This is a genomic window from Streptomyces sp. NPDC043861 (assembly GCF_056435905.1).
The window spans coordinates 111,657-136,238 of sequence record NZ_JBWKDP010000003.1; the positions used below are offsets into that span (position 1 = coordinate 111,657).

At 70.5% G+C, this 24,582-nt stretch carries 23 protein-coding genes, 1 tRNA gene and 1 pseudogene; 18 read left to right on the top strand and 7 right to left on the bottom strand.

From position 1 onward, the window contains the following. The first annotated feature begins 384 nt into the window (after positions 1-384). The 4 genes from AC068D_RS08075 to AC068D_RS08090 all read left to right on the top strand — a co-directional run bounded on the left by AC068D_RS08075 (position 385) and on the right by AC068D_RS08090 (position 4,390). Positions 385-1,224 (top strand): SDR family NAD(P)-dependent oxidoreductase, encoded by an 840-nt coding sequence (locus tag AC068D_RS08075; protein ID WP_478822126.1) that lies wholly within the window; start codon positions 385-387, stop codon positions 1,222-1,224. A gap of 52 nt (positions 1,225-1,276) precedes the next feature. Next, positions 1,277-2,038, top strand: a complete 762-nt coding sequence (locus AC068D_RS08080) for a class I SAM-dependent methyltransferase (protein WP_478822127.1) — start codon at positions 1,277-1,279, stop codon at positions 2,036-2,038. A 73-nt stretch (positions 2,039-2,111) separates the two neighbouring features. After that, the gene (locus tag AC068D_RS08085) at positions 2,112-2,693 is read left to right on the top strand and encodes an HhH-GPD-type base excision DNA repair protein (RefSeq protein WP_478822128.1); all 582 of its coding nucleotides are present in this window, start codon (positions 2,112-2,114) and stop codon (positions 2,691-2,693) included. Positions 2,694-2,854: 161 nt separating this feature from the next. Continuing rightward, positions 2,855-4,390: a M28 family metallopeptidase gene (locus tag AC068D_RS08090; protein ID WP_478822594.1), complete on the top strand. Its 1,536-nt coding sequence runs from the start codon at positions 2,855-2,857 to the stop codon at positions 4,388-4,390. A gap of 259 nt (positions 4,391-4,649) precedes the next feature. Here AC068D_RS08090 and AC068D_RS08095 read toward each other — a convergent pair whose 3' ends face one another. Beyond that, complete coding sequence (locus AC068D_RS08095) at positions 4,650-6,320, bottom strand: helicase HerA-like domain-containing protein (RefSeq protein ID WP_478822129.1); 1,671 nt, start codon at positions 6,318-6,320, stop codon at positions 4,650-4,652. A 96-nt stretch (positions 6,321-6,416) separates the two neighbouring features. Between AC068D_RS08095 and AC068D_RS08100 the strand changes: the two genes are divergently transcribed. Continuing rightward, entirely contained in the window at positions 6,417-6,713 is a 297-nt protein-coding gene (locus tag AC068D_RS08100) for a type II toxin-antitoxin system VapB family antitoxin (RefSeq protein ID WP_003999914.1), read from the top strand. Positions 6,714-6,900: 187 nt separating this feature from the next. Further along, positions 6,901-7,524, top strand: coding sequence for a LytR C-terminal domain-containing protein (locus AC068D_RS08105; protein ID WP_478822130.1), 624 nt, complete (start codon positions 6,901-6,903; stop codon positions 7,522-7,524). A gap of 153 nt (positions 7,525-7,677) precedes the next feature. Here the strand turns inward: AC068D_RS08105 and upp are convergent, their stop codons facing one another. Next, complete coding sequence (upp, locus tag AC068D_RS08110; protein WP_478822131.1) at positions 7,678-8,313, bottom strand: uracil phosphoribosyltransferase; 636 nt, start codon at positions 8,311-8,313, stop codon at positions 7,678-7,680. A 99-nt stretch (positions 8,314-8,412) separates the two neighbouring features. Between upp and AC068D_RS08115 the strand changes: the two genes are divergently transcribed. The 9 genes from AC068D_RS08115 to AC068D_RS08155 all read left to right on the top strand — a co-directional run bounded on the left by AC068D_RS08115 (position 8,413) and on the right by AC068D_RS08155 (position 14,187). Beyond that, positions 8,413-8,610, top strand: coding sequence for a hypothetical protein (locus AC068D_RS08115; RefSeq protein ID WP_478822132.1), 198 nt, complete (start codon positions 8,413-8,415; stop codon positions 8,608-8,610). Positions 8,611-8,768: 158 nt separating this feature from the next. Beyond that, on the top strand, positions 8,769-9,305 hold the full coding sequence (locus tag AC068D_RS08120; RefSeq protein WP_478822133.1) for a tRNA adenosine deaminase-associated protein: 537 nt from the start codon (positions 8,769-8,771) through the stop codon (positions 9,303-9,305). Beyond that, positions 9,305-9,847, top strand: a complete 543-nt coding sequence (gene tadA / locus AC068D_RS08125; protein ID WP_478822134.1) for a tRNA adenosine(34) deaminase TadA — start codon at positions 9,305-9,307, stop codon at positions 9,845-9,847. Before AC068D_RS08120 ends, tadA begins: the two co-directional genes overlap by 1 nt. A 48-nt stretch (positions 9,848-9,895) precedes the next feature. Continuing rightward, positions 9,896-9,980, top strand: a tRNA-Ser gene (locus tag AC068D_RS08130). 523 nt (positions 9,981-10,503) lie between these two features. Further along, complete coding sequence (locus AC068D_RS08135) at positions 10,504-10,668, top strand: hypothetical protein (RefSeq protein WP_478822135.1); 165 nt, start codon at positions 10,504-10,506, stop codon at positions 10,666-10,668. A gap of 21 nt (positions 10,669-10,689) precedes the next feature. Beyond that, entirely contained in the window at positions 10,690-10,983 is a 294-nt protein-coding gene (locus AC068D_RS08140) for a Dabb family protein (protein WP_478822136.1), read from the top strand. Between the two features lie 199 nt (positions 10,984-11,182). Beyond that, positions 11,183-12,016, top strand: a complete 834-nt coding sequence (locus AC068D_RS08145; protein ID WP_478822137.1) for an RNA polymerase sigma factor SigF — start codon at positions 11,183-11,185, stop codon at positions 12,014-12,016. Between the two features lie 234 nt (positions 12,017-12,250). Next, positions 12,251-13,156, top strand: a complete 906-nt coding sequence (locus AC068D_RS08150; RefSeq protein ID WP_478822138.1) for an RNA polymerase sigma factor SigF — start codon at positions 12,251-12,253, stop codon at positions 13,154-13,156. 248 nt (positions 13,157-13,404) lie between these two features. Next, positions 13,405-14,187 carry a hypothetical protein gene (locus AC068D_RS08155; protein ID WP_478822139.1) on the top strand — a complete coding sequence of 261 codons (783 nt, stop codon included), beginning with the start codon at positions 13,405-13,407 and terminating at the stop codon, positions 14,185-14,187. A gap of 146 nt (positions 14,188-14,333) precedes the next feature. On the opposite strand, the gene AC068D_RS08160 is transcribed toward AC068D_RS08155, so the two are convergent. Further along, positions 14,334-14,555, bottom strand: a complete 222-nt coding sequence (locus AC068D_RS08160; protein ID WP_478822140.1) for a hypothetical protein — start codon at positions 14,553-14,555, stop codon at positions 14,334-14,336. Between the two features lie 205 nt (positions 14,556-14,760). Between AC068D_RS08160 and AC068D_RS08165 the strand changes: the two genes are divergently transcribed. From AC068D_RS08165 to AC068D_RS08175, 3 genes and pseudogenes are all read left to right on the top strand, one after another. Continuing rightward, positions 14,761-15,237: a MarR family winged helix-turn-helix transcriptional regulator gene (locus AC068D_RS08165; RefSeq protein WP_478822141.1), complete on the top strand. Its 477-nt coding sequence runs from the start codon at positions 14,761-14,763 to the stop codon at positions 15,235-15,237. A gap of 100 nt (positions 15,238-15,337) precedes the next feature. Further along, complete coding sequence (locus AC068D_RS08170) at positions 15,338-17,737, top strand: MFS transporter (RefSeq protein WP_478822595.1); 2,400 nt, start codon at positions 15,338-15,340, stop codon at positions 17,735-17,737. A gap of 79 nt (positions 17,738-17,816) precedes the next feature. Continuing rightward, positions 17,817-18,128: pseudogene (locus AC068D_RS08175) on the top strand (carboxypeptidase-like regulatory domain-containing protein); the annotation flags it as partial. A gap of 17 nt (positions 18,129-18,145) precedes the next feature. Here the strand turns inward: AC068D_RS08175 and AC068D_RS08180 are convergent. The 4 genes from AC068D_RS08180 to AC068D_RS08195 form a co-directional block, all read right to left on the bottom strand. Next, complete coding sequence (locus tag AC068D_RS08180; RefSeq protein ID WP_478822142.1) at positions 18,146-18,919, bottom strand: TetR/AcrR family transcriptional regulator; 774 nt, start codon at positions 18,917-18,919, stop codon at positions 18,146-18,148. A gap of 204 nt (positions 18,920-19,123) precedes the next feature. Beyond that, complete coding sequence (locus AC068D_RS08185; RefSeq protein WP_478822143.1) at positions 19,124-20,704, bottom strand: MFS transporter; 1,581 nt, start codon at positions 20,702-20,704, stop codon at positions 19,124-19,126. A gap of 74 nt (positions 20,705-20,778) precedes the next feature. Next, positions 20,779-23,187, bottom strand: coding sequence for an ArnT family glycosyltransferase (locus AC068D_RS08190; RefSeq protein WP_478822144.1), 2,409 nt, complete (start codon positions 23,185-23,187; stop codon positions 20,779-20,781). Continuing rightward, complete coding sequence (locus AC068D_RS08195; protein WP_478822145.1) at positions 23,184-24,575, bottom strand: bifunctional glycosyltransferase family 2/GtrA family protein; 1,392 nt, start codon at positions 24,573-24,575, stop codon at positions 23,184-23,186. Before AC068D_RS08195 ends, AC068D_RS08190 begins: the two co-directional genes overlap by 4 nt. Positions 24,576-24,582 lie beyond the last annotated feature (7 nt).

A 24,582-nucleotide genomic window follows, 5' to 3' on the forward strand; every position in this document is an offset into this window, starting at 1 on the left:
CCGTCCCGCCCGCGTGCAGACGGCAGGTGGTTCACGGCAGGCGCCGCCTCACCACCGGTCGGGGCGGAGGGAACCCCGGATCCCGGCGGCCCGATGGTCCTGGACCGGCACCCCGGCCGGCCGCTGACCGTCCCGCCCGCGTGCAGACGGCAGGTGGTTCACGGCAGGCGCCGCCTCACCACCGGTCGGGGCGGAGGGAACCCCGGATCCCGGCGGCCCGATGGTCACGGCCCCGACGCCGAGCGGCCCGGCACAGGACGCCTCCCGTCCGGGGGTCCCGGGCGGGAGGCCACCCGCTACCGGCCCGGTCCTCATCGGTGGTTCTGCCGCGGATGCCCCCGACGGGCCCGGACGGCAGGCGACGCGCCCGCATAGCCTGAGGTCATGACCGCTGACACGTCGTACCGGCTCGACGGGAAGACGGTTCTGCTCACCGGCGCCACGTCGGGAATGGGCCACGAGCTCGCCCTGGCGCTCGCTGCGGCCGGTGCCACGCCGGTGCTCCACGGCCGGAACGAGGACCGGCTCGCGGCAACGGCCGACGAAGTCCGGGCCGCCGCCCCCGGCGTCACGGTTCGCACCCAGGTGGCCGACCTCGCGGACCTGGACCGGGTCCGCGAGCTGGCGGCCCGGGTGAGCGAGAACGAGCCCCGGCTCGATGTGCTCGTCAACAACGCGGCCGTCGGCGGCGGGCCCGACACCACACGGCGCGAGGTGAGCCGCCAGGGCCATGAGCTGAGGCTGGCCGTGAACGTCCTCGCCCCGTACGTCCTGACCCGCGCTCTGCTCCCGCTGCTGGCGGCGTCGGCACCCGCCCGCGTCGTGAACGTGGCCTCGAAGGGACAGGCCCCCGTCGACTTCGACGACGTCATGCTGGAGCACGGCTACGAGGGCATCCACGCCTACTGCCGCAGCAAGCTCGCGCTGATCATGGCGACCATGGACCTCGCGGAGGAGCTCGCCGGCACCGGGATCACGGTCAACGCCCTCCATCCGGCGCACCTCATGGACACGGGGATGGTGCGTCGGAGCGGCTTCGTCCCGGCGGTCCCGCCGGACGAGGGCGTACGGCCGACGCTGCGGCTGATCGCGGACCCTGCGCTGGAGCGGATGACGGCGAAGTACTTCGACCGCTTCGACGAGGTCAGGGCCGAGGAGCAGGCCTACGACCCCGTGGCACGGGCCCGACTGGCGACCCTGATCAGGGACCTGACGGCGGTCTGACGCGACGGGAAAACGGTTGGCAGGCGCTCCGGTACGGCAGGACGATCGGATCATGACACGCACATTCGACCACCTCGTCGCCGAGGCCGAGGCCGTATCCGTCGCCGGCTGGGACTTCTCGTGGCTCGACGGCCGCGCCACGGAGCAGCGTCCCACCTGGGGATACCAGGGCATGATGAGCGAACGTCTCGCCAGGGCCTCCGCGGCTCTGGACATCCAGACGGGTGGCGGGGAGGTCCTCGCCGGGGCCCCCGAGCTGCCGCGGCTGATGGTCGCCACCGAGGCCTGGCCTCCGAACATCGAGAAGGCCACGCGGCTTCTCCACCCCCTCGGCGCGGTCGTCGTCGCCGACACGGACGAGCCACCGCTGCCCTTCGGGGACGAGGCCTTCGATCTCGTCGTCAGCCGGCACCCCGTGGCCGTGTGGTGGGACGAGATCGCCCGCGTACTCCGTCCGGGCGGCACGTACTTCTCCCAGCAGGTCGGCCCCGCCAGCGTCTTCGAGCTGGTCGAGTACTTCCTCGGCCCACAGCCCGATCAGGTGCGCCGCGCCCGTCACCCCGACGACGCCCGGACGGCCGCCGAGGCAGCCGGCCTGGAGATCACCGATCTGCGCTCGGAGTCGCTGCGCACCGAGTTCTTCGACATCGGAGCGGTGATCTACTTCCTGCGGAAGGTCGTCTGGATGGTCCCGGGGTTCACGGTGGCGCAGTATCGCGACCGCCTGCGCGAGCTCCACGACCACATCGAGGCCGAGGGCCCGTTCGTGGCACACACGACCCGCTTCCTGATCGAGGCCCGCAAGCTGGCATGACGGTCCGGGCGGCACTCGTCCGACGGGTGCCGCCGGGGGTGCGCCGGTCCCGCGCCGGAGGGATCATCGGGAGATGAGCCCCACGATTCATCTGGCCCAGCAGGCCGAGGCGGACGAGCTCCTCGGGCGCAGCCCGCTCGCCGCTCTGATCGGCATGCTGCTCGACCAGCAGGTCCCCATGGAATGGGCCTTCTCCGGCCCGTACACCATCGCCCAGCGCCTCGGCGCCGACGATCTGGACGCGCACGAGATCGCGGCCCGCGACCCGGAGGGCTTCGCCGCGCTGCTGTCCGAGAAGCCCGCGGTGCACCGCTACCCCGGTTCCATGGCGAAGCGGGTCCAGCAGCTGTGCCAATACCTCGTGGACGAGTACGGCGGCGACCCGACGGCCCTGTGGCGGGACGTCTCCACGGGCAAGGAGCTGCTCGCCCGGCTGAACGCGCTGCCCGGCTTCGGCAAGCAGAAGGCTCAGATCTTCCTGGCGCTGCTGGGCAAGCAGTTCGGCATCACACCCACGGGCTGGCGGGAGGCGGCGGGACCGTACGGAGAAGCGGGGGCGTACCGGTCGGCGGCGGACATCACGGGCCCCGAGTCACTGGCCAAGGTACGCGCCCACAAGCAGGAGATGAAGCGCGCGGCGAAGGAGGCCAAATAGCCCTGCAGGTACGCCCGAAGACGTACAACATGATGTCAATGCTGCTAAATATCGCGTGAGTTGCGGCACAACTGTTCACAGGACACTCAGAGATCGCTAACTTCCCCTCAACCTCGTTCGCACCGGGAAGGACCTCTGTGAACGCAACCCATCGCAGAGCAGTGGCCACCATGGCCGCAGCCGCACTCGCGACCCCGCTCCTGCTGGCATCCGCCTCCCCCGCCTCCGCCTACCGGCATGACCCTGCCAAGGAAGCGGCAAAGGAAGCGGCCAAGCTCTCCAAGAAGCTGGTCCGCGAATCGTCCGCCAAGGACGCCTTCAAGCACCTGCAGAAGTTCCAGCAGATAGCCGACAGCGCCGCCGGCAACCGTGCCGCGGGCACGCTGGGCCACGACGCGTCGGCAGCGTATGTCTACCAACAGCTGAAGAAGGCCGGATACGACGTCTCGTACCAGGCCTTCGAGTTCATCTACACCGAGACCCAGGCCGAGAAGCTGTCGGTGGTCTCGCCCGAGCCGCGCGACGTCGCGATCTCGGCGATGACGTACACCAAGTCGACGCCGGTCGGCGGCATCAAGGCGGATCTGGTCGCCGTGCCCGTCGACGCCGACGGCACGACCGGCTGTGAGCCCGGCGACTTCGCGTCCGGGACCTTCACCGGCAAGGTCGCCCTGATCAAGCGCGGCGGCTGCACCTTCGCCGCCAAGCAGGAGAACGCGGCGGCCGCGGGCGCGGTCGGTGCCGTGATCTACAACAACACCGAGGGCACGCTCTCGGGCACCCTCGGCGGCCCGGAGTTCGGCAAGATCCCGACCGGCGGCATCACCCTGGCCGAGGGCGAGAAGCTCGCCGCGGACCTGGCCAAGGGCCCGGTCGGCATCAAGTTCGAGGTCCGCCAGCTTCAGCAGAAGCGTTCCACCAACAATGTCATCGCCGAGACCAGGCACGGAAACGCCGCCAACACGGTGATGCTCGGCTCACACCTCGACAGTGTGACCGCCGGCCCCGGCATCAACGACAACGGCTCCGGCTCGGCCGGTCTGCTCGAGGTCGCCCTGGAGCTCGCCAAGGCCGAGAAGAAGCCCGCCAACAAGGTGCGCTTCGCCTGGTGGTCGGCCGAGGAGAACGGCCTGCTGGGCTCGGAGCACTATGTCGCGAACCTCAGCAACCTGGGCAAGAAGGAAATCAAGCTCTACCTGAACTTCGACATGATCGCCTCGCCGAACTACGGTCTGTTCGTCTACGACGGCGACGACTCGGACGGCGTGGGCGCACCGGCCGGCCCGGCGGGCTCCGCACAGCTCGAGCGCGACATCAACGAGTTCATGGACAAGCAGGGCAGGCCGCACGAGGGCACGGACTTCACCGGGCGCTCCGACTACGGCCCGTTCGTCGAAGCGGGCATCGCGTCCGGCGGCACCTTCACCGGCGCCGAGGGCCTCAAGACCGAGGCGCAGGCCGCGAAGTTCGGCGGGACGGCCGGTGTCGCGTACGACTCCTGCTACCACGCCAAGTGCGACGACATCAAGAACGTCAACATGACGGCGTTCGACGCCAACATCGACGTCATCGCCAACGCGGTCGGCACCTACGCCCGTGACCTGAGCTCGCTGCGCAAGCCGGTCACCTCCGTCCCGACGGAAGGCGGCACGGGCAGCGGTGGCGGCCTGCACGACGGCCACGACGTGACCGAGTAGGAACACCACGGGGCTCCGGCTCCACGCGCCGGGTGGGCCGGACTCAGGCCCACCCGGCGCACCCGTTCATCGGCCCGTCGGGCTCGCGCGGACGGTGCCCGGGGAGCCCGAGGACGGACGCCCGGGCCATCTGTCGGTGAATTCGGCACCCAGCCCGCCCGGAACCCGCGGAACGACAGCCGGAGCAGGTCGCCCCCGGTCCGCTCTGCCGCCGGAACCGGACCCCATGAGGCCCGGCGCCGGGCCCCGTGCACCGCTTTCACCGGCGCCGACGCGCCGTGCCGAACAGCGAGCGCGAGATCTCACGGCCCAGCTGTGTACCGACCGAGCGGGCCAGGGACGTGAAGAGCCCGCTGCCCATGACCTGCCCGACGAGGGACTCGTCCTCCCGACGTCGCGGAGTGCGAGCGGCGGCCTTCTCCGCCCTCGCCGCCTCCTTCTCCGCCCTCGCCGCCTCCTTCTCGGCGTCCGCCTCACGCGCCGCCCGCAACGCCGCCGCCTCCGCCGCCTGCTGTTCGGCGGTCAGCTTCTCGAACGCCGACTCGCGGTCCACAGCCTGTGCATAGCGCGGGTGCAACGCCGAGGACCGCACCGCCCGGTCCAGTGCGGCCGCTTCCACCGGCCCCATCAGCGACCGAGGCGCACGCATCCGGGTGGCGGCCACCGGAGTCGGGGCGCCCGTGTCGCTCAGGACGGTGACGACGGCCTCGCCGGTGCCGAGGGAGGTGAGCACCTCCTCCAGGTCGTACGCCGAGTCCGGGAACGTGCGCACCGTGGCCCGCAGCGCCTTCGCGTCGTCCGGTGTGAAGGCGCGCACCGCGTGCTGCACCCGGTTGCCCAGCTGCGCCAGTACGTCCCCCGGGACGTCCTTCGGGGTCTGGGTCACGAAGAAGACCCCGATCCCTTTCGAGCGAATCAGCCGCACGGTCCGTGTGATTGCCTCCAGGAACGCCTTCGACGCCCCGTCGAAGAGCAGGTGCGCCTCGTCGAGGAAGAAGACCAGCTTCGGCCTTTCCAGGTCCCCGGCCTCCGGCAGACCGCCGAAGAGATCGGCGAGGAGCCACATCAGGAACGTCGAGAAGAGCTGCGGCCTGTCCTGCACCGCAGCCAGTTCCAGTACGGAGACGATCCCTCGTCCGTCCTGCGCCGTCCGCAGCAGCTCGGCCGTGTCGAACTCCGGCTCCCCGAAGAAGTCGCCCGCGCCCTGCTGCTCGAAGGCCGTGAGCGCCCGCAGGATCACCCCGGCTGTGACGGTCGAGAGCCCGCCGATGTTCTTGAGTTCCTGCTTTCCCGTGTCCGACACCAGGAAGGCGACCACGGCCCGCAGGTCCTTCAGGTCCACCAGCTCGAGCCCCTTGGCATCGGCGTAGTGGAAGATCAGCCCGAGCGACTGCTCCTGGGTCCGGTTGAGCTGCAGCACCTTCGACAGCAGGACGGGCCCGAACGCGGTGACGGTGGCCCGCACCGGGATGCCGGGGCCGATACCGCCCAGGGAGTAGAACTCGCAGGGGAACCCGGCTGCCTGCCACTCCTGCCCCACCTGCCCGGCACGGGCAGTGGTCCTCTCCCCGCCTTCGCCGGGTGCGGAGATGCCCGAGACATCGCCCTTGATGTCGGCCAGGAAGACGGGAACGCCGTTCGCCGACAGCTGCTCGGCGATCAGCTGCAGGGTCTTGGTCTTGCCCGTCCCGGTGGCCCCGGCGACCAGACCGTGGCGGCCCAGCATGCCGAGCGGAACCCGGATCTGCGCCTCCGGGTGGCACCGGCCCTCCCAGAGCAGGGCGCCCAGATCGAGCACGGGGCCGGCGAACGCGTATCCGGCGGCGATCGCCTCCGCCTCGGGCGGGAGCGCCGGCGACGAGCCGGCCCCGGGCGGCAGCGTCCCCGACGCGCCCGGGCCGGGGGGCGGTTGCTGCTCGGGCTCACTCATATCAGGGCCCCTATTCCGGGTTTGCGAGGTTTTGACCAGCATCGCACCGGCGTCGCGTGGCTGCGCCGACCGCCGCTTGCCCGGTAGGCTTTCCGTGTGATCTTCAAGCGCATCGGCAACGGGCGGCCGTATCCCGACCACGGCCGGGAAAGCACCCGACAGTGGGCGGATGTCGCGCCGCGCCCGGTCCGCCTCGATCAGCTCGTGACGACCAAGGGCCAACTCGATCTCGAAACCCTGCTCGCCGAGGACTCCACGTTCTACGGCGACCTCTTCGCCCATGTCGTGAAGTGGCAGGGCGATCTGTATCTCGAGGACGGGCTGCACCGTGCCGTGCGTGCGGCGCTCCAGCAGCGGCAGGTGCTGCACGCCCGTGTGCTGGAGCTGGACTGATTTTCGAGGCTCTTCCGGTACCGGCCGCCCGCTTCCCCGGCCGGTCTCCGGCGACCCCTGATCGACCCTTTCGGGACCCAGGTCCTGGGCTGTCGTCCGACCCGTACGGGCGCAGTTTGGGACCATACGGACGCCGTCGGATGATCGTTTAGTAGCCCATGTCCCGGGACCGCACTACGCTGCGCCCATGAGCATGCTCACTCCCCCAGGCATGGGCGGAAAGTACCGCATTACGGGCAACGCGTATCCGCGTATGCGCCCCCGCCCCCGTCGCGGCAGGATCGTGATCGCAGTTGTCGCCGCCGTTGCCGTCCTGGGCCTTGGCGGCTGGGGAACGCTGCAGCTCATCGACGTCTTCTCGGGCGATGGCAAGAAGGCAACGGCCAAGGGCAATGTGGCTGCGACCTGTGAGCCGCAGGCGTCTCCCTCGGCCGCACCCGCACCGCCGAATCCCGCCGGGATCACGGTGAACGTCTACAACGCGACCCCGCGTGGCGGCCTGGCGAAGGCCACCGCCGACGAACTGAAGAAACGTGGCTTCGCCATCGGCAAGGTCGGCAACGCCCCCGCGGCGTACGACAAGAAGGTCCCCGGCGCCGCCATGCTGCTCGGCGCGGCCACCGCGCACGAAGGACCGCTCCGGGTGCTGGCCACGCAACTGTCAGGCGCCCAGCTCAGGGTCGACGCCCGCAAGACCGCGGACGTCGATCTGATCCTGGGCACGGCCTTCAAGTCGCTCACGGCCAAACCGGCGGCGGACAAGGCCCTGGCGGCGCTGACCGCGCCGCCGAAGCCTGCGGCGAAGTGCTGAGCGGACACCTCAGGGCGACGGGGTGAGGACCGGGCGGTGGGCCCGGGCCCACCGCCGTCGCCGAAGCCCCGGTACCGTCACGGCGGTGCGGGGCGGTGCGGAGAAGCTCTCAGGGCCTCTTCGGAGCCACGACCGGACCCCGGACGTTCCTGGCTACTCCGCCGCTCCGTACATCCGGTCGCCCGCGTCCCCGAGGCCCGGAACGATGTAGCCGTGCTCGTTGAGGCGCTCGTCCACCGAGGCGGTGACGACCGTCACCGGCGTGCCGGCCAGGTCGCGCTCCATGACGGCCACCCCTTCGGGCGCCGCCAGCAGCACGACCGCGGTCACATCGTCGGCGCCACGCCTGATCAGCTCCTGGATCGCCGCGACCAGTGTGCCGCCGGTGGCCAGCATCGGATCGAGGACGTAGACCTGGCGGCCCGAGAGGTCCTCCGGCATGCGCGTCGCGTACGTCGACGCCTCCAGGGTCTCCTCGTTGCGGATCATCCCGAGGAAGCCCACCTCCGCGGTCGGCAGCAGCCGCACCATGCCGTCCAGCATGCCCAGGCCTGCCCGCAGGATCGGCACCACCAGCGGGCGCGGACGCGAGAGCTTGACGCCCGTGGTCCGTGACACCGGGGTCTCGATGTCGATCTGCTCGGTGCGCACGTCCCGGGTGGCCTCGTAGGCGAGCAGGGTCACCAGCTCGTCGGCGAGCCGCCGGAAGGTCGGGGAATCGGTGCGCCGGTCGCGCAGGGTGGTGAGTTTGTGCGCCACCAGGGGGTGGTCGACAACGTGGATCCGCATGTGCCCAACAGTAGCCGGGACCGGACAGCCCCTGGCATCAACGGGTACTTCGGAGGGAAGGTGGGACGTACCCCTTCCAGCGTTGAGGTGGTGTGGCCGATGCCGGACCGGGAACAGCAGGACAAGGAGCAACAGGAACAGCCTGGGCTGGGGGACGAGGCGCAGCGCCGGCGGCGGCGCGCCCAGTTCCTCCGCGAACTGAACGAGGCCAAGGCGCTGCGCGAGCGCGTCCAGCCGCGCCGTGCTCGCGCGGCCCGGATGCGCCAGGCCATGCGGATGCGCACCTTCCGCTGGTGAGTCCGAGTACGCCCCCGGGCGGGCTCTTCGACTGAACGCGTGCACGACGCAACGCCGGAAGACCTCTCGCGAAGCCGCTGTTTCTGTCACGATTCCGAAGGGCGGGGCCACCAAGCGCACCGCCGGTCGTCACAACTCTGATCAGTGGGAGAGTCACGGTGTACTTCGCCGCACTGCTCGCGCGCACCGAAGACGGGTGGGAAGCGAGCGACACAGAGCTCGACGATGTGGAGACCCTGTCGGATCTGACCGACTTGGCCCGCGACGCCTCGAGGGACGAGGACACCGTCCTCGTCTTCATCGAGCAGGAGGACGCATGGTTCGGCGTCGTCCGCGTGGAGGGCGAGGAGGACCCTCGCATCTACGTGTCGGACGCCGCCGCTGCCGCCCGTTCCTCGTACGGGGAGATCCTCACCAAGGAACTGCTGGGCGGGGACCAGGACGACGACGACGCCGACCTGGACTCGCTCGACCTCGACGGCACGGAGGACGGCGAGCCTCTCACGGCCGAGGAGGAGGGGGAGGACGAGGCTTCGGCCTCGGCCGAAGCCGTTCCGGCAGGACCGGCCGGAGACCGCGAGATCCTCGCGGACCTCGGGATGTCCACGAAGGAGCTGCTGTCCCTCGACACGGACGCACTGGCCGAGATCGCGGACGCGCTCGGCGCGGCCGAGATGCTGGAGACCGTGCGCTAGTGACCGGAGCCGTGCCCGATCCCGTGGTGCCGGACGTGCCGGGAGCGGGGACCGCGCCCGATCCCGTACGCGCCCCGTGGGAGGCGTCCATGCGCCTGGCCCTGGCCGAGGCGGCACGGGCGGCGCAGACCGGTGACGTGCCGGTCGGCGCCGTCGTGCTGGGGCCGGACGGGGCGGTCCTCGCCGTGGGCCACAACGAGCGCGAACTGAGCGGCGACCCCACGGCGCACGCCGAGGTGCTCGCGCTCCGCCGGGCCGCGGCGGAGCGCGGGGAGTGGCGGCTGACCGGCTGCACGCTCGTCGTCACGCTGGAACCGTGCACGATGTGCGCGGGCGCGCTCGTGCTGTCCCGGGTGGACCGGGTGGTCTACGGCGCACGGGACGAGAAGGCGGGTGCGGCCGGCTCGCTGTGGGATCTCGTACGGGACCGGCGGCTCAACCACCGCCCGGAAGTCGTCCTCGGCGTGCTGGAGAAGGAGTGCTCGCAACAGCTGTCGGCGTTCTTCCGGGACGGCCCCGGGAACGGTGCCGGAGACCGCTGATCGATATCGATTTCAGAGCACGGCCCACCTTGGGCTAAGCTCTCTCCCGGTAGCGTGTCCGAGCGGCCGAAGGAGCTCGCCTCGAAAGCGAGTGTGGCGCAAGTCACCGAGGGTTCAAATCCCTCCGCTACCGCTGTCGAACGAAAGGGCGGTCCCGTTGGGGCCGCCCTTTCGCGATCTCCCGCTGGTGCGCCCTGACGGCCGGTCAGCACGCCGTGGGAGCGGCGGAGCGCCCGCCGCACGCCCGGACCGCACCAGCGCCGGACCGGCCGGCATGCACGGAAGGGCCCCGGTGTACTCCACCGGGGCCCTTTGTCATGCAGTTGCCGTTCGCCCGCCTCTGCGCTTCCGGGGAGGGAGGTGGAGAGGAGGCCGGGGGAGCGGCCTCTCGGGGGACAAGCCGCTCCCCCCGATAAGAACCGGTCCGCCGGACCCGGGCCGCTCTCGGGGGGAAGCTCACGGCACGGATCCCCGCAGTGGGGGCCGGTTCCTCACCCGTCGGATCCCTGCCGGTTCCTCCGGGCTCGACTCCCATGGTGCGCCCGCGGGCACCCTCGGCGGGCCCGACCAAGGGCCCTTATCGCCGGGACCTTGGTCCCTAAACGGCTCGGTTAGACTCACGCGACTTGTCAGGGGACGCAGGGGAGACAGGACCGATGGTGCAAACGAAGAAGATCGCCCTCTACATAGTCGTCGTCTTCGTGCTGTACACGATCATCAACTCTCCGGACCGCGCCGCCGACCTGGTCCAGGTAGGGTTCGAGGGCATTTCGAGCGCCGCTCAAGGCGTCGGAGAGTTCATGACCGAGCTCGTCAACTAGGTCGACACGAGGAGCGTCCCCTTGATCCGCCATCTGGTCCTGTTCAAGCTCAACGAGGGCGTCGAGCGTGACGAGCCCCGGGTTGTCGCCGGCGTGAAGGCCTTCCAGGAACTCGGCGGCATCATTCCCGAGCTCGAGTTCTGGGAGTGCGCCTGGAACATCACCGACCGGCCGATCGCCCATGACTTCGCGATCAACTCGGCGGTCGCCGACAAGGAAGCCCTGCAGCGCTACATCGAGCACCCCGATCATCAGGCGGCCGCCGGACAGTGGCGCGAGTTCGCCACGTGGGTGATCGCCGACTACGAGTTCTGACCCCCCTGGCACCCCGGCATCCCCGAGCCCCCACCGCAACGGTGGGGGCTTTTTATTACTTGCGCGGGAACCCGCCCTCAACACGGAGTTATGGGGTGCTTGCACACAGTGGACATGTCTTGTGATGCTATGACCGCTTTTGACGGATGAGTTCACCGATACCGATCCGCTGTTCGAACCGCGAAGGGGTGGCGAGACCGTGCCGGCCAGTACTGCGCCCCAAGTGCCGCCCCAGAACGAGACCGAGGACCGGCCCGCCAGACCCCAGAGCCGAGGCGCGGACACCAGGGCGCTCACCCAGGTCCTGTTCGCACAGCTCAAGGAGCTGGAGCCGGGCAGCCCCGAGCACTCACGGGTGCGCGCCGCCCTGATCGAGGCCAATCTGCCGCTGGTGCGGTACGCGGCAGCACGCTTCCGCAGCCGCAACGAGCCGATGGAGGACGTGGTCCAGGTCGGCACGATCGGCCTGATCAATGCGATCGACCGGTTCGACCCCGACCGGGGGGTGCAGTTCCCCACCTTCGCCATGCCGACCGTGGTCGGCGAGATCAAGCGCTACTTCCGCGACAACGTACGGACCGTCCACGTGCCGCGCCGGCTGCATGAACTGTGGGTACAGGTCAACGGCGCGACCGAGGACCTGACGACGGCTCACGGACGGTCCCCGACTACCGCGGAGATCGCCGAACGGCTGAAGATCGGCGAGGACGAGGTCCTCGCCTGCATCGAGGCGGGGCGCTCCTATCACGCGACCTCGCTGGAAGCCGCGCAGGAGGGAGACGGGCTGCCCGGACTGCTGGACCGGCTCGGATACGAGGACCCCGCCCTCGCCGGAGTCGAGCACCGGGACCTCGTACGCCATCTGCTCGTACAGCTGCCCGAGCGGGAGCAACGGATCCTTCTGCTCAGGTACTACAGCAATCTGACGCAGTCGCAGATCAGCGCGGAGCTGGGGGTGTCCCAGATGCATGTGTCAAGGCTCCTCGCCCGGAGCTTCGCACGACTGAGATCCGCAAACAGGATCGAAGCGTAACCGAAACGGGTAGACACCTTTCAGCCCACTTCGAGCCGCACAAAAGCCTCAGAACCCCTTTTTCCTGCACTGATTTGACGCCTCGTTGTCGACATGTCACTACAGCGCGTTGCCGACATGTGACATTCTGCGGAAACCGCGTTTGCCGCGGCCCCGCCTCCGGTATTCAGGTGGAGGCTGCGTTCCTCCGATGGTCGCGGCCCAGGCGACCGTCCGCGACCTCCAGGGGGTGGCATGTCCGCAGAACAGGGCAGCTCGAAGGTGCTCACGCGCGAACTCGGCGCTCCCTCGCCCGACGTGCTTCCGGTGCAGGCACCCGCGCCGGTGCCGTCGCCCCCGGAAGCTCCGGAAACCCCGCAGGCGCAGGCGGCCCCGCAGGCACTCGACACCCGTACGCTCTCCCGCTCCCTCTTCCTGCGGCTGGCCGCACTGGAGGAGGACAGCCCGGAGCGTACGTATGTGCGCGACACCCTCATCGAGCTCAATCTGCCGCTGGTGCGGTACGCGGCAGCACGCTTCCGCAGCCGCAACGAGCCGATGGAGGACATCGTCCAGGTCGGCACGATCGGCCTGATCAAGGCGATCGACCGGTTCGACTGCGAACGGGGCGTGGAGTTCCCCACCTTCGCCATGCCGACCGTGGTCGGCGAGATCAAGCGCTTCTTCCGTGACACCAGTTGGTCGGTGCGTGTGCCGCGCCGGCTGCAGGAGCTGCGGCTCGCGCTGACCAAGGCGAGCGACGAGCTGGCCCAGAGGCTGGACCGGTCCCCGACGGTGCCCGAGCTCGCCGCGGCGCTCGGCGTCTCGGAGGAGGACGTGGTCGACGGTCTCGCCGTCGGCAACGCCTACACCGCCTCGTCGCTCGACTCCCCGTCCCCCGAGGACGACGGTGGCGAGGGCTCGCTGGCGGACCGTCTGGGCTACGAGGACAGCGCGCTGGAGGGCGTCGAGTACCGCGAGTCCCTCAAGCCCCTGCTCGCCAAACTCCCCCCGCGGGAACGCCAGATCATCATGCTGCGCTTCTTCGCGAACATGACGCAGTCCCAGATCGGCGAGGAGGTCGGCATCTCGCAGATGCATGTCTCGCGGCTGCTGACCCGCACGCTGGCCCAGCTGCGGGAAGGCCTCATCGGGGACTGACGGTCGTCAGTGGGGGCCGGCGCGGTCCCCACATCCCCACCGGGCGGGTCTGCCGGGGCAGTGCGATGGGCGCACCGCCCCCGCAGCCGCAACAGGGCGGCGGGCGATTACCTCGCCGGCCCGCACAGTGCTCTCCGGCGCCCGGGAGCATGCGCCCCACCCCGCGTTTCCCGTCCAGGAGCATGCGTCCCACCCCACTTTCCCGTCGCGGGGTTCCTCATTGACGGATCGTCAGACACACTGGCGCGATGCGACGGCGACGGCTCGGCTATGGGCTCGCAGGGGTCGCGCTCTGCCTCGGTGGGGTGCTCGCCGCCTGCGGCGGCGGGGGGCCCGGCGACGGCTATGTGGCCATCGGGGCCGCGGGCACAGGCCCCGACACCGGGCCGAAGGCTGCGGTGCGGCCGTCCGGGGAGGTCGAGTTGGTCCCCCTCGACGGATCGACGCCACGCCCGCCCGGCTCGGGCGGTGCCTCGGGTACGCCGCCCATGACCGCCGACAGTCCCGGACCGAGCAGACCTCCGAGCGCCGGTGCGGGCACGGAAGCAGCAACGGGGACGGGAGCGGGCGCAGGCACGGCCGCCGGAACACCGAGCGCACCCGGCCGTACGGTGTCACCCTCGCGCCCCCCGGCCGGAGGCGCCGGCGGATCGTCCGGCCCCTCGCCGACGCCCCCGCCCGGCACGACCGCGCCCGCCCCGCCGCCGGGTCCTGCTGTGCTGACCGTCGGGGCCCCCGTGCGGGGCAGCACGGAGAAACGATGGTGCGAGACGGTGACGCTGGAGTTCCGGAACACCGGCGGCTCGGCAGTACGGTCGGGCAGCGTGCGGTTCGGGACGCACATCATCGGCGCGCTCGGGATCGACTGGGCGACCGTGGAATCGGCACAGCCGCTGCCCACGCCGATCGCTGCCGGCACGGCGAGGACCCGTACGTACACGGTGTGCGTCGACGCCTGGCGCGTTCCGCTCGGCATGCACATCGAGACACAGGACGTGCACGCCGAGTACCGGGACGCGTCCGCGCAGTAGCGTCGTGCGTCCGACGGGCAGCCCGACGGCGCAGCGAGCGGGTGCGGCGGGTACCGCGGACCGGTGGGAGCTCGGGGGCACGCCCTTGGGCGTGCCCCGGGTCCGAGGATGCGCGGCAGGGTGCACCGCTCCCCGCCGGTCAGGTGCTACGCGAGCGCCAGCCAGGCCACCGCACCGAGGATCGCGACGACCGCCACCAGGCCGATGACCAGGCCGATCCGGGGGCCGGACTGCTTCGCGGCTCCGGCCGACCGTCCGCCGCCTTGCCGTGGCGCACCCTCGTCGACGAAGGCGCGGAACATCTGCGTACTGCCCGCGGGGTCGTAGCTGCCCTCGGGACCCTGGGGGGCTTGGGGGTTGTGTGCCATGGGCCAGGACACTAGCGAACCCGGTTGACCCGCCCAACCCCCGGCCCGGCGCCATCGCGACATACCCCCAGCATGTCCGCACCATGACCTCGCACATGCAAATCCTTTTGCCTTCCTTTACTCCGAGGAGCCCATTTTCGTTTGCCTGCAGCAACCATCCGCTTCTATGGTTGCCCTAAGCAACAAGATCTGGGGGTGCCTTCCCATGGCCGAACGGAGCCAGTACGAGGAACTGGCCCGGCAGATCAGCGCCGTGGGTGCCGTCAAACGCGGTCTCTCCCGGCTGCTGCCCGCCGAGTGCCCATCCGGGTCCGCGGCCGTACTGGCCCTCCTCGACCGGTACGGCGAGATGCGGGCCAGCCGGCTCGCCGAGCTGCTCGCCGTGGACATGTCGGTGACCAGCCGGCATGTCGCCCATGTCGCCGAGCGCGGCTGGATCGAGCGCTCGCCCGATCCGGACGACGGCCGTTCCCGCATCCTGCGGCTCACGCCCGCGGGGCGGGACATGCTCGACGACCTGGGCCGGCGGACCACCGACCTGTTCGCCCACCACCTCGGCGACTGGACCGACGAAGACGTCGGACAGCTCAACGCGCTGCTGGCCCGTCTCCGCGACTCCTTCGGGGACTGCAGGGCCCACCCCGGCCGCACACCCGCACCTGTCACCGCACAGCACACCTAAAAGACGAGAAAGACCGAGAAAGACAAGGAAGTTCATGGCTACGACCACACCGACCGGTGTGCGGGGCGGCCACGCCAAGACCCGGGACACTGGCTCGCCGATGACGCACCGGCAGATCATGGAGGCGTTGTCCGGGCTGCTGCTCGGCATGTTCGTCGCCATCCTGTCCTCGACGATCGTCTCCAACGCCCTGCCGGAAATCATCACCGACCTCGGTGGCGGCCAGTCCGCCTACACCTGGGTGGTCACCGCGGCCCTGCTGTCGATGACCGCCACCACGCCCCTGTGGGGCAAGCTGGCCGACCTCTTCTCCAAGAAGCTGCTGGTCCAGATAGCCCTGCTCATCTATGTGGCGGGCTCGGTCGTCGCCGGACTCTCCCAGAACACGGGCATGCTGATCGCCTGCCGGGTCGTCCAGGGCATCGGCGTCGGCGGTCTGACCGCCCTCGCACAGGTCATCATGGCCGCGATGATCGCGCCGCGGGAGCGCGGCCGCTACAGCGGCTACCTCGGGGCGACGTTCGCCGTCGCAACGGTCGGCGGACCCCTGCTCGGCGGTGTCATCACCGACACCGAATGGCTGGGATGGCGCTGGTGCTTCTACGTCGGTGTGCCGTTCGCGCTCATCGCACTCGTCGTGCTCCAGAAGACCCTGAAGCTCCCGGTCGTGAAGCGACAGGTGAAGGTGGACTGGTCGGGCGCACTCTTCATCAGCGCCGCGGTGTCCCTGCTGCTGATCTGGGTGACCTTCGCCGGCGACAAGTACGACTGGCTGTCCTGGCAGACGTACGCCATGACCGGTGGCGCCGTCGTCCTCGGTGGGCTCTTCCTGCTCATCGAGTCCAGGGCGAGCGAGCCGATCATCCCGTTGCGGCTGTTCCGCAACCGCACCATCACGCTGGCCTCGCTGGCCTCGCTCTTCGTCGGTGTCGCGATGTTCGCGGGCACGGTCTTCTTCAGCCAGTACTTCCAGCTGGCACGGAACGAGTCGCCGACCATGTCCGGCGTCATGACCATCCCTATGATCGCCGGACTCTTCCTCTCGTCGACGGTCAGCGGAATGATCATCACCAAGACCGGCCGGTGGAAGGCATGGCTGGTCAGCGGTGGTGTCCTGGTGAGCGGCGGGCTCGGACTGCTGGGCCAGATCCGCTACGACACCGACTACTGGCGTATCGCGGTCTTCATGGCCGTCATGGGCCTCGGCCTCGGCATGATGATGCAGAACCTGGTGCTCGCCACCCAGAACCAGGTGGCTCCGAAGGACCTGGGCGCGGCCTCGTCGGTGGTCACGTTCTTCCGCTCGCTGGGCGGTGCGATCGGTGTCTCGGCGCTCGGTGCGGTGCTCGCCAACCGGGTCACGCACTACGTCGAGGACGGGCTCACCGCCCTCGGCCCGAAGGGTGCGGCACTGAGCCACAACGGCACGGGCGGCGGGAGCATCCCCGACCTGGACACACTCCCGGCCCCGATCCGCACGGTCATGGAGAGCGCGTACGGGCACGGTGTCGCGGACGTCTTCCTGTGGTCGGCACCGTTCGCGGTGCTCGCGTTCCTGGTGACGCTGTTCATCAAGGAGGTGGCGCTGAAGAGCAGTTCGCTGCCCGAGGCTGCCGCCGAGGAGTCCGGGCCGGAGGCTCCGGCTCAGGATCCGGTTCCGGCCGCCATGGCCGTGGCAGGTGCCGAGGACGTGACCGGGGCCACCGCAAGCGCCGGCACGGGCACCGGCACCCCGGTGCGCGGAGTCGTGCGGGGCGCGGAAGGTGCCCCCGTCGAGCGGGCCGCCGTCACCCTGATCTCACTGGGCGGGCGGCAGTTGGGCCGGGCGATGGCCCAGCCCGACGGCTCGTACGCACTCGACGCTCCGGGGTCCGGCTCGTACGTCCTGATCGCCTCCGCCGACGGCTTCCAGCCGCAGGCCTCCACGGTGGTCGTCGGTGACGAACCGCTCGCCCACGACATCGTGCTCGTCGGGACCAGTGGCCTGACGGGTGCCGTGGTCGCGGCCCTGGGCGGTGACCCGGTGGCCGGCGCCATGGTGATCGTCACCGATGTGCGCGGCGATGTCCTGGCCACCGGGGAATGCGCTGCCGACGGCGGATTCTCGTTCACCGAACTGGTCCCGGGTTCCGTGACCGTCGCCGTGAACGCGACCGGCTTCCGGCCGCAGGCCCTGCCCGTGGAGATCGGCGGCCAGGGCGTGACCCGGATCGAGGTGGCCCTGCAGACCGGTGCCCTGGTCCAGGGCGTCGTTCGGGCAGCCGGCGACCAGGGGACCAGGAGGCCGCTCGCCGACGCACGGGTGACGCTCCTCGACGCCGCGGGGAACGTGGTCGCCACCGCGACGACCGGAGATGACGGGGCGTACGCCTTCGCCGACCTGGACACCGGCGCGTACACGGTCATCGCGGCCGGCTATCCGCCGGTGGCGGGGTCCCTCACCGTCGCCGGCCGCGGGATCGACGGCCACGACATCGAACTCGCCCACCCCGGCGAGTGATCCGACCCCCGGGCGACGCTCCGAGCGGAGGCGCCGCCCGGGGCCGGGGCGGCGGGCAGGGACGGCCTGCCGCCCCGGCATTCGCACAGAGAGAACGGGACACGCGAGGGGACTGAACGCACACGTCAGGACCCGGGACGGCTGGGCGGTCCAGCACGCGGTCGTGACCCTGACCGACGCGACCGGCACCCAGGTGCTGCGGGCCGAGGCGGACACGGACGGAGCCGTGCACACGGCGTCGGCGCTGCCGCCCGGCCCGTACACGGCGATCGTGACGGCCGTCGGTTACGGCCCGCACGAATCGACCGCCCTCGTCACCGCGAGCGGCTGGGCCGACGTCGGCACGGTGGTGCTGGCCCGTAGCGGCGGATCCGAACTGCCGCCGCCGGGAGGCGAAGGGGCGGTGGCTCAGGCCCCGGGATTGCGGGCCACCATCGCCTCGATCCCCGCGATGACCAGCTCCAGCGCAAAGGTGAAGTCCCGGTCGAGCATCTCCTCGACCGTGCCCCCGCGCGCCTTCATGATCTCCTCCGCATCCTCGATCATCTCGGCGAGCGCAGGGAGTTCCCTGGCCGCACCCAGGGCCTCCTCGTAGAACGCGTCCAGGGTCACCCCGGCGGCCGCGCAGCGCTTCTTGAGGTGCCCCTCGACCGTGCCCGAGCCGTAGACGAACTGGAAGACCGTGTTCAGTGCAGCCGTCCGCCACTCCAGCGAAAGGCCGGTGTTGCGGACGATCTGCTGCGCGGAGTGCGAGAAGCGGATCGCGTGCGGGCCGATGTTCAGGAAGCTGCCGACGAGCGGGGACACCCACGGATGCGCGACCAGTAGCCGCCGGTAGCCGGTGGCGAGCTCGCACAGCTGGTCGCGCCAGTCCGCGCCCTCCTGAGCGGGGTCGGGCAACCGGATCTCGCCGAACACCGCGTCGAGGGCGAGCTCGAGCAGATCGTCCTTGGTGTCGACGTACCAGTAGACGGACATCGCGGTCACGCCGATCTCCGCGGCGAGCCGGCGCATGGAGAACTTGGCCAGCCCCTCCGTGTCGAGGAGCCGCACGGTCACCGCAGTGATCTTGTCCCGGTCGAGGCCGGAGGGCTGCTCGGCCTTCCGGCTTCGCGGAGTCTTGCCCTCCAGCCACACGCTCTTCCGCACCGGATGCTTCGTGCGGTCGGCTGCCGACACCATGGTGTTCCTCCTCATCGCGCCGGATCATCGCGCCGGACGTACGGACCGGAATTCACCGGTCCGCACGGTCCACCCGGTCACGATGCTATGCCGCCGGTCAGACGCAGTACGCCCGCCGTGAGGAGTCCGGCGGCCCGACCAGCCCGGCGACCCGGCCAGCACCACGGCCCCACCAGCACCGCGGCCCGACCAGTCCGGCCGTTCTCAGGAGGCCACCTGCCGCGAGGAGTCCTGCTGCGGGGAGTCCGACTGCGGGGAGTCCTGCTGCCGGGTCATGTCCTGTTGCCGGGAGTCGGCCCGCTCGGCCCGTCGCAGCAGCACCGCGGCCAGCACGCCTCCCGCCAGCACCGCCACCGCGCCGACCAGCTGGCTCGTCTGAAGGCTGGAGGCGAAGGCATCGGCGATGCGCGCCTTCTCCGCAGGGCCTTCCGCCGCGGCGAGCGCCGCCGGGAGGGAGGCCGCGGAGACGGCGACGAGCGAGGCGAAACGGGAGTTCAGCACGGCACCCAGCACGGCCACACCGAGGCCGTTCCCGAATTCGGCCAGCGTGCCGTTGATTCCGGCTCCGACGCCCGCCTTCTCGACGGGAATTGCACTCATGATGGCGGTGGCCATGGCGGGTTGTGCGACGGCGACACCGGCGCCCATCAGAACCAGGCCGAGCAGCATCCCGCCATAGCCACCGTCGGTCCCGCCGCCGAGCACGGCGATGGCCGCGAGTCCACCCGACACCATCGCCATGCCGATCAGCATCGTGAGCGGCGTGCCGAGCTTCACCACGACCCTGGGCCCGAGGCCGGAGAGGTTCAGCACGACGATGGTGAGCGCGAACGGCGCCATGCGCAGACCGGCCTCCAACGGCTCGTACCCGAGCACGAACTGCAGATGCTGGGTGAGCAGGAAGATCGATCCGCCCATGCCGAAGACGACGAGCAGCGCGCCCGAGACCGCGCCGACGAACCGCTGGTTGCGGAAGAAGTGCATGTCCAGCATCGGGTGCGGGACGCGCAGCTCCCAGAGCACGAACGCACCGAGGACGAGTACACCGATCGAGGCGGACACCAGTACCTGGCCCGACGCCCAGCCGTGCACGGGCCCGGTGATGATCGCGTACACCACCCCCGACATACCGATCGTGGAGAGCAGCGCGCCGAGGAGGTCGGGCCGGTCGCCCTGAGGGTTCTTCGACTCGGGAACGAGTTTCACGACCGCGATCAGCCCGAGCAGTGCCACCGGCAGGTTGATCAGGAAGATCATGCCCCACCAGTAGTGGTTCAGGATGACGCCGCCGATGAGCGGGCCGGCGGCGAATCCCAGCGAACCGACGGTGGCCCAGAGCGCGATCGCCTTGACCCGGTCCTTCTCGTCGAAGATCTGCATGACCACGGCGAGGGTCGTGGTCATCAGCAGGGCTCCGCCGATGCCCATACCCGCGCGGGCGGCGATCAGCTGGCCGGCGTCCTGCGCGAGGCCCGCGGCCAGTGAACCGATCCCGAAGAGCGCGAGGCCCGTGGTGAGCATCTTCTTGCGTCCGTAGCGGTCGGCGGCATTGCCCGCCGTGAGCAGCAGACCCGACTGGACCAGTGAGTAGGCGTTGATCATCCACTGGATGTCGGCGGTCGAGGCGTCGAGTTCCGTGGTGAGGGAGGGGATCGCGACGCTCAGAACGGTGTTGTCGAGCAGCACGGTGAGCTGGGCGAGGCAGATGACGCCGAGGATCAGCCACCGTTGCGGGTGGCCGCCAGGGGAGGCGGTGGATGGGGACTCGGCGGCCGTGGCCGTCATTTCCACACTCCTTGTACGGTGTACGGGACTAGGTCTCGTACACCGTACAAGGACTCCCCATACGCCGTATAGCGCTATTTCCTGTCGGTGAGGTCGTAGAGGGTGGCTCCGCCGACCGTGACCTGCGAGAAGTTCTTCTCGACCCAGGCGGAGATCTCCTCGCTCGTGCCGCCGCTCCTGCCGGGCATTGCGCTGTCTCCGGCGATGAAGTAGTGGATCTTTCCGGCAGCGACGTACTGCTTGAACTGGGCAGGAGTCGGGGACGGATCGCTGCCGTTGAAGCCGCCGATCGCCATGACCGGCTTCTCGGTGGCGAGCTGGTAACCAGCCGCGTTCTGCGAACCGATGGCGGCGGCGACCCAGGTGTAGTCGGAGGCGTCCCGCGTCAACTCGGCCTCGGTGGCGGCGCTGACGTCCGTGCCGTTGAGAAGCCCGCCCATGCCGCCGCCACGTCGGTCGCCCTGACCCTGGCCCGTGCCTGGCCCCTGGCCCTGACCCTGCCCCATGCCGGGACCCTGCCCCTGGCCCTGCCCCTGACTCTGTCCCATGCCGGGACCCTGCCCCTGGCCCTGCCCCTGACTCTGTCCCATGCCGGGACCCTGCCCCTGGCCGCCCGTCGGGGCCTGTCCCATGCCGCCCCCGGTCATCCCGCCGCCCTGCGGGCCTTGACCCGTCTGACCGCCCTGGCCCAACTGGCCGCCCTGGCCACCCGCCGTCCCGGGCGGCAGCATGCGTCCGCCGGGACCACCCTGGCCACCGGGACCCCCTCCACCGGGGCCGCCCCTCATCGAGGCCGGCCCCGCCGTCACGATCGAGCCCCGGTGTCCGGTGTCCAGCGTGGACACCGTGTAGGCCACCGGTCCGGCGAGCGCAGCCGTCAGCCCGAGACCCGCCGCAGCGAGCGTGAGCCGCCGCCCGGCGCTCCCGGCGAACAGCAACCCGGCCGCGGCCACGAGCCCGGCGACCAGCACCGCAGTGCCCAGCCAGGGCACGAAGTCCTGGGCGCGGTCCAGCAGTACGTATGCCCAGACCGCCGTCACCGCCGTCGTACCCGCCAGCGCCGCACGTGCCGCGAACTGCGTCCGCTCCTCCCACAGCGCCGTCGCCCCCATGCCGACCAGGGCGGCGATGTACGGGGCGAGAGCCACCGTGTAGTACTCGTGGAAGATCCCGGCCATGAAGCTGAAGACCGCGAGGGTGGTCAGCAGGGAGCCGCCCCACACGAGGAACGCGGCCCGGGCCGTGTCCGCCCGCTTGCCGCGCCAGGTGATGACGATCCCGGCGGCCAGCAGGATCAGGGCGGCCGGCAGCAGCCAGGAGATCTGACCGCCGATGCTGTCGTTGAACATCCGGCCGATGCCGGTCTCTCCCCAGCCGCCGCCCGGCCCGCCGCCACCACCGTTGGTGCCGCCGCAACCGCCGCCACCGACGCTTCCGGTCTCATTGCCGTTGATGCGCCCGAGGCCGTTGTAGCCGAAGGTGAGCTCCAGGAAGCTGTTGGACTGCGAGCCTCCGATGTACGGGCGCGAGGACGCCGGCCACAGCTCGACAATGGCCACCCACCAGCCGCCGGAGACGATCAACGCCAGGCCGGCAAGAGCCAGTTGCCCAAGCCTGCGGCGTACGGTCGTGGGCGCGCAGACCGCGTACACCAGCGCCAGCGGCGGCAGGATCAGGAACGCCTGGAGGGTCTTGGTGAGGAACGCGAACCCGATCGCGACACCGGCCCACACCAGCCACTTCGTCCGTGCGCCTTCGAGGGCTCGGAGCACGCAGTACACGGCGACGGTCATGAGCAACGTCAGCAGCGCGTCCGGGTTGTTGAACCGGAACATCAGCGCGGCGACCGGGGTGAGCGCCAGCACCACGCCCGCGATCAGGCCGGCGGCCGGACTGAAGCGCCGCCGTACTGCCGCGTACAGGACACCGACCGTGGCCACGCCCATCAGCACCTCGGGCACCAGGATCTGCCACGATCCCAGCCCGAAGAGCCGTACGGACAGCGCCATCGGCCAGAGCGCGGCGGGCGGCTTGTCGACGGTGATCGAGTTCGCGGCGTCGGATGACCCGAAGAAGAACGCCTTCCAGCTCTCGCTGCCGGCCTGAACGGCGGCGGAGTAGAAGGAGTTGGCGTAGCCGGAGGCACTGAGGTCGTACAGGTACAGCAGCCCGGTGAGCAGCAGCAGCGCGAGCAGGGCGGGCCGCACCCAGGCGGCGTCCTCAGGGCGTCCCCGCCAGATGCGGGCGAGCCGCCCGGGGGGAGGAGCGTCGTCCGCCCCCGTCCCGCCGGGCGAGGCGTACCCGTACGCCCGTGCCGAACGGCCACTCGGGTCACCTGCGTTCGGCCCGGCTCCGTCAAACGCCGGGAATCCGGTCGTGGACCCGGCCGTGGATCCGGAGGTTCTGCGTCGTGCCGGATCCGGAAGACCGGCGGGCGCCGCCCCCTCGTGCCGGTCATCCTGGTGGTGCCGTGTCGTCGTCATCCGTGGGTCCTGTTCATCGTCATGGTCGGCTCTTCGCCGGTGGACGGGGTGCGCAGCGGCATGGTCGCGTCGCCGTACGGGCCCGCGACCGGGGGCGTCGGCCGGCCCGCGGGGCGGGCGGCGGAGGTGCCTGTCGAAGGCGCGCCCTCGCGGCGGTCCGGGAAGACCCATGCGCGGAAGAGCACGAAACGGAGCACCGTCGCCGCGAGATTGGCCACGACCAGAACCGCCAGTTCCGTGCCGTGGGACGGTGTGGAGGTGGCCGCGTCGAGGGCGGCGAGGGAGCCACTGGTCAGGGTGAGACCGATGGCGAAGACCACGAGGCCCTGGGCCTGGTGGCGGATCACACGCTCACGGCCCCGCACTCCGAAGGTGAGTCTCCGGTTGGCCGCGGTGTTCGCGACCGCCGAGACCAGCAGGGCCGCGGCGTTCGCGGTCTGCGGGCCGGTGCCCGCCCTGAACACGGAGTACAACAGCAGGTAGAACAGCGTGGACAGCGCCCCGACCACGCAGAATCCGACCAACTGCCGGGCGAGCCCGCCGGGTACGCCGCTGAGCTGCCGGTCCCTCGGGTCGTCGCCGAACGGCCGCGCCAGCCGGTCCAGAGGCAACGCGCCGACCGCCAGCGCACGCCCCACCCGCCACACACCCTTGAGGTCGTCGACCGCCGTACTCACGATGTGCACCGTGGAGTCGGGGTCGTCGACCCAGTCCACGGGCACCTCGTGGATCCGCAGCCCTGCCCGCTCGGCGAGCACCAGCAGCTCGGTGTCGAAGAACCACCCGGTGTCCTCGACCATCGGCAGCAAGTGCAGGGCCACATCACGCCTGATCGCCTTGAACCCGCACTGGGCGTCCGAGAAGCGCGCCGCCAGCGAGCCCCGCAGGATCAGGTTGTAGGCCCGCGAGACGAACTCCCGCTTCGGCCCCCGCACCACGCGGGACGCCCTCGAGAGCCGCGAGCCGATCGCCAGGTCGGAGTGCCCGGAGATCAGCGGGGCCACCAGCGGCAGCAGCGCATTGAGGTCGGTGGACAGATCGACGTCCATATAGGCCAGTACGGGTGCGTCGGACGCGCCCCAGACAGTGCGCAGCGCCCGCCCGCGCCCCTTCTGCTCAAGCCGGTACGCCCGCACCCCGGGGATCGAGGCCGCGAGCGCCGCTGCGACCTCCGGTGTGCGGTCGGTGCTGGCGTTGTCGGCGACGGTGATCCTGAAGCCGTAGGGAAACGTCCGCGCCAGATGATCGTGGAGCCGCCGTACACACGGCTCCAGGTCCTTCTCCTCGTTGTACACGGGGATCACCACGTCGAGTACGGGGGTCCCGGCCGCTGTCGCGGGCAGATGCTCCCGTACCGGCAAGGTGCCCGGTGCTGTGTCGGTTCGCATGACCCTG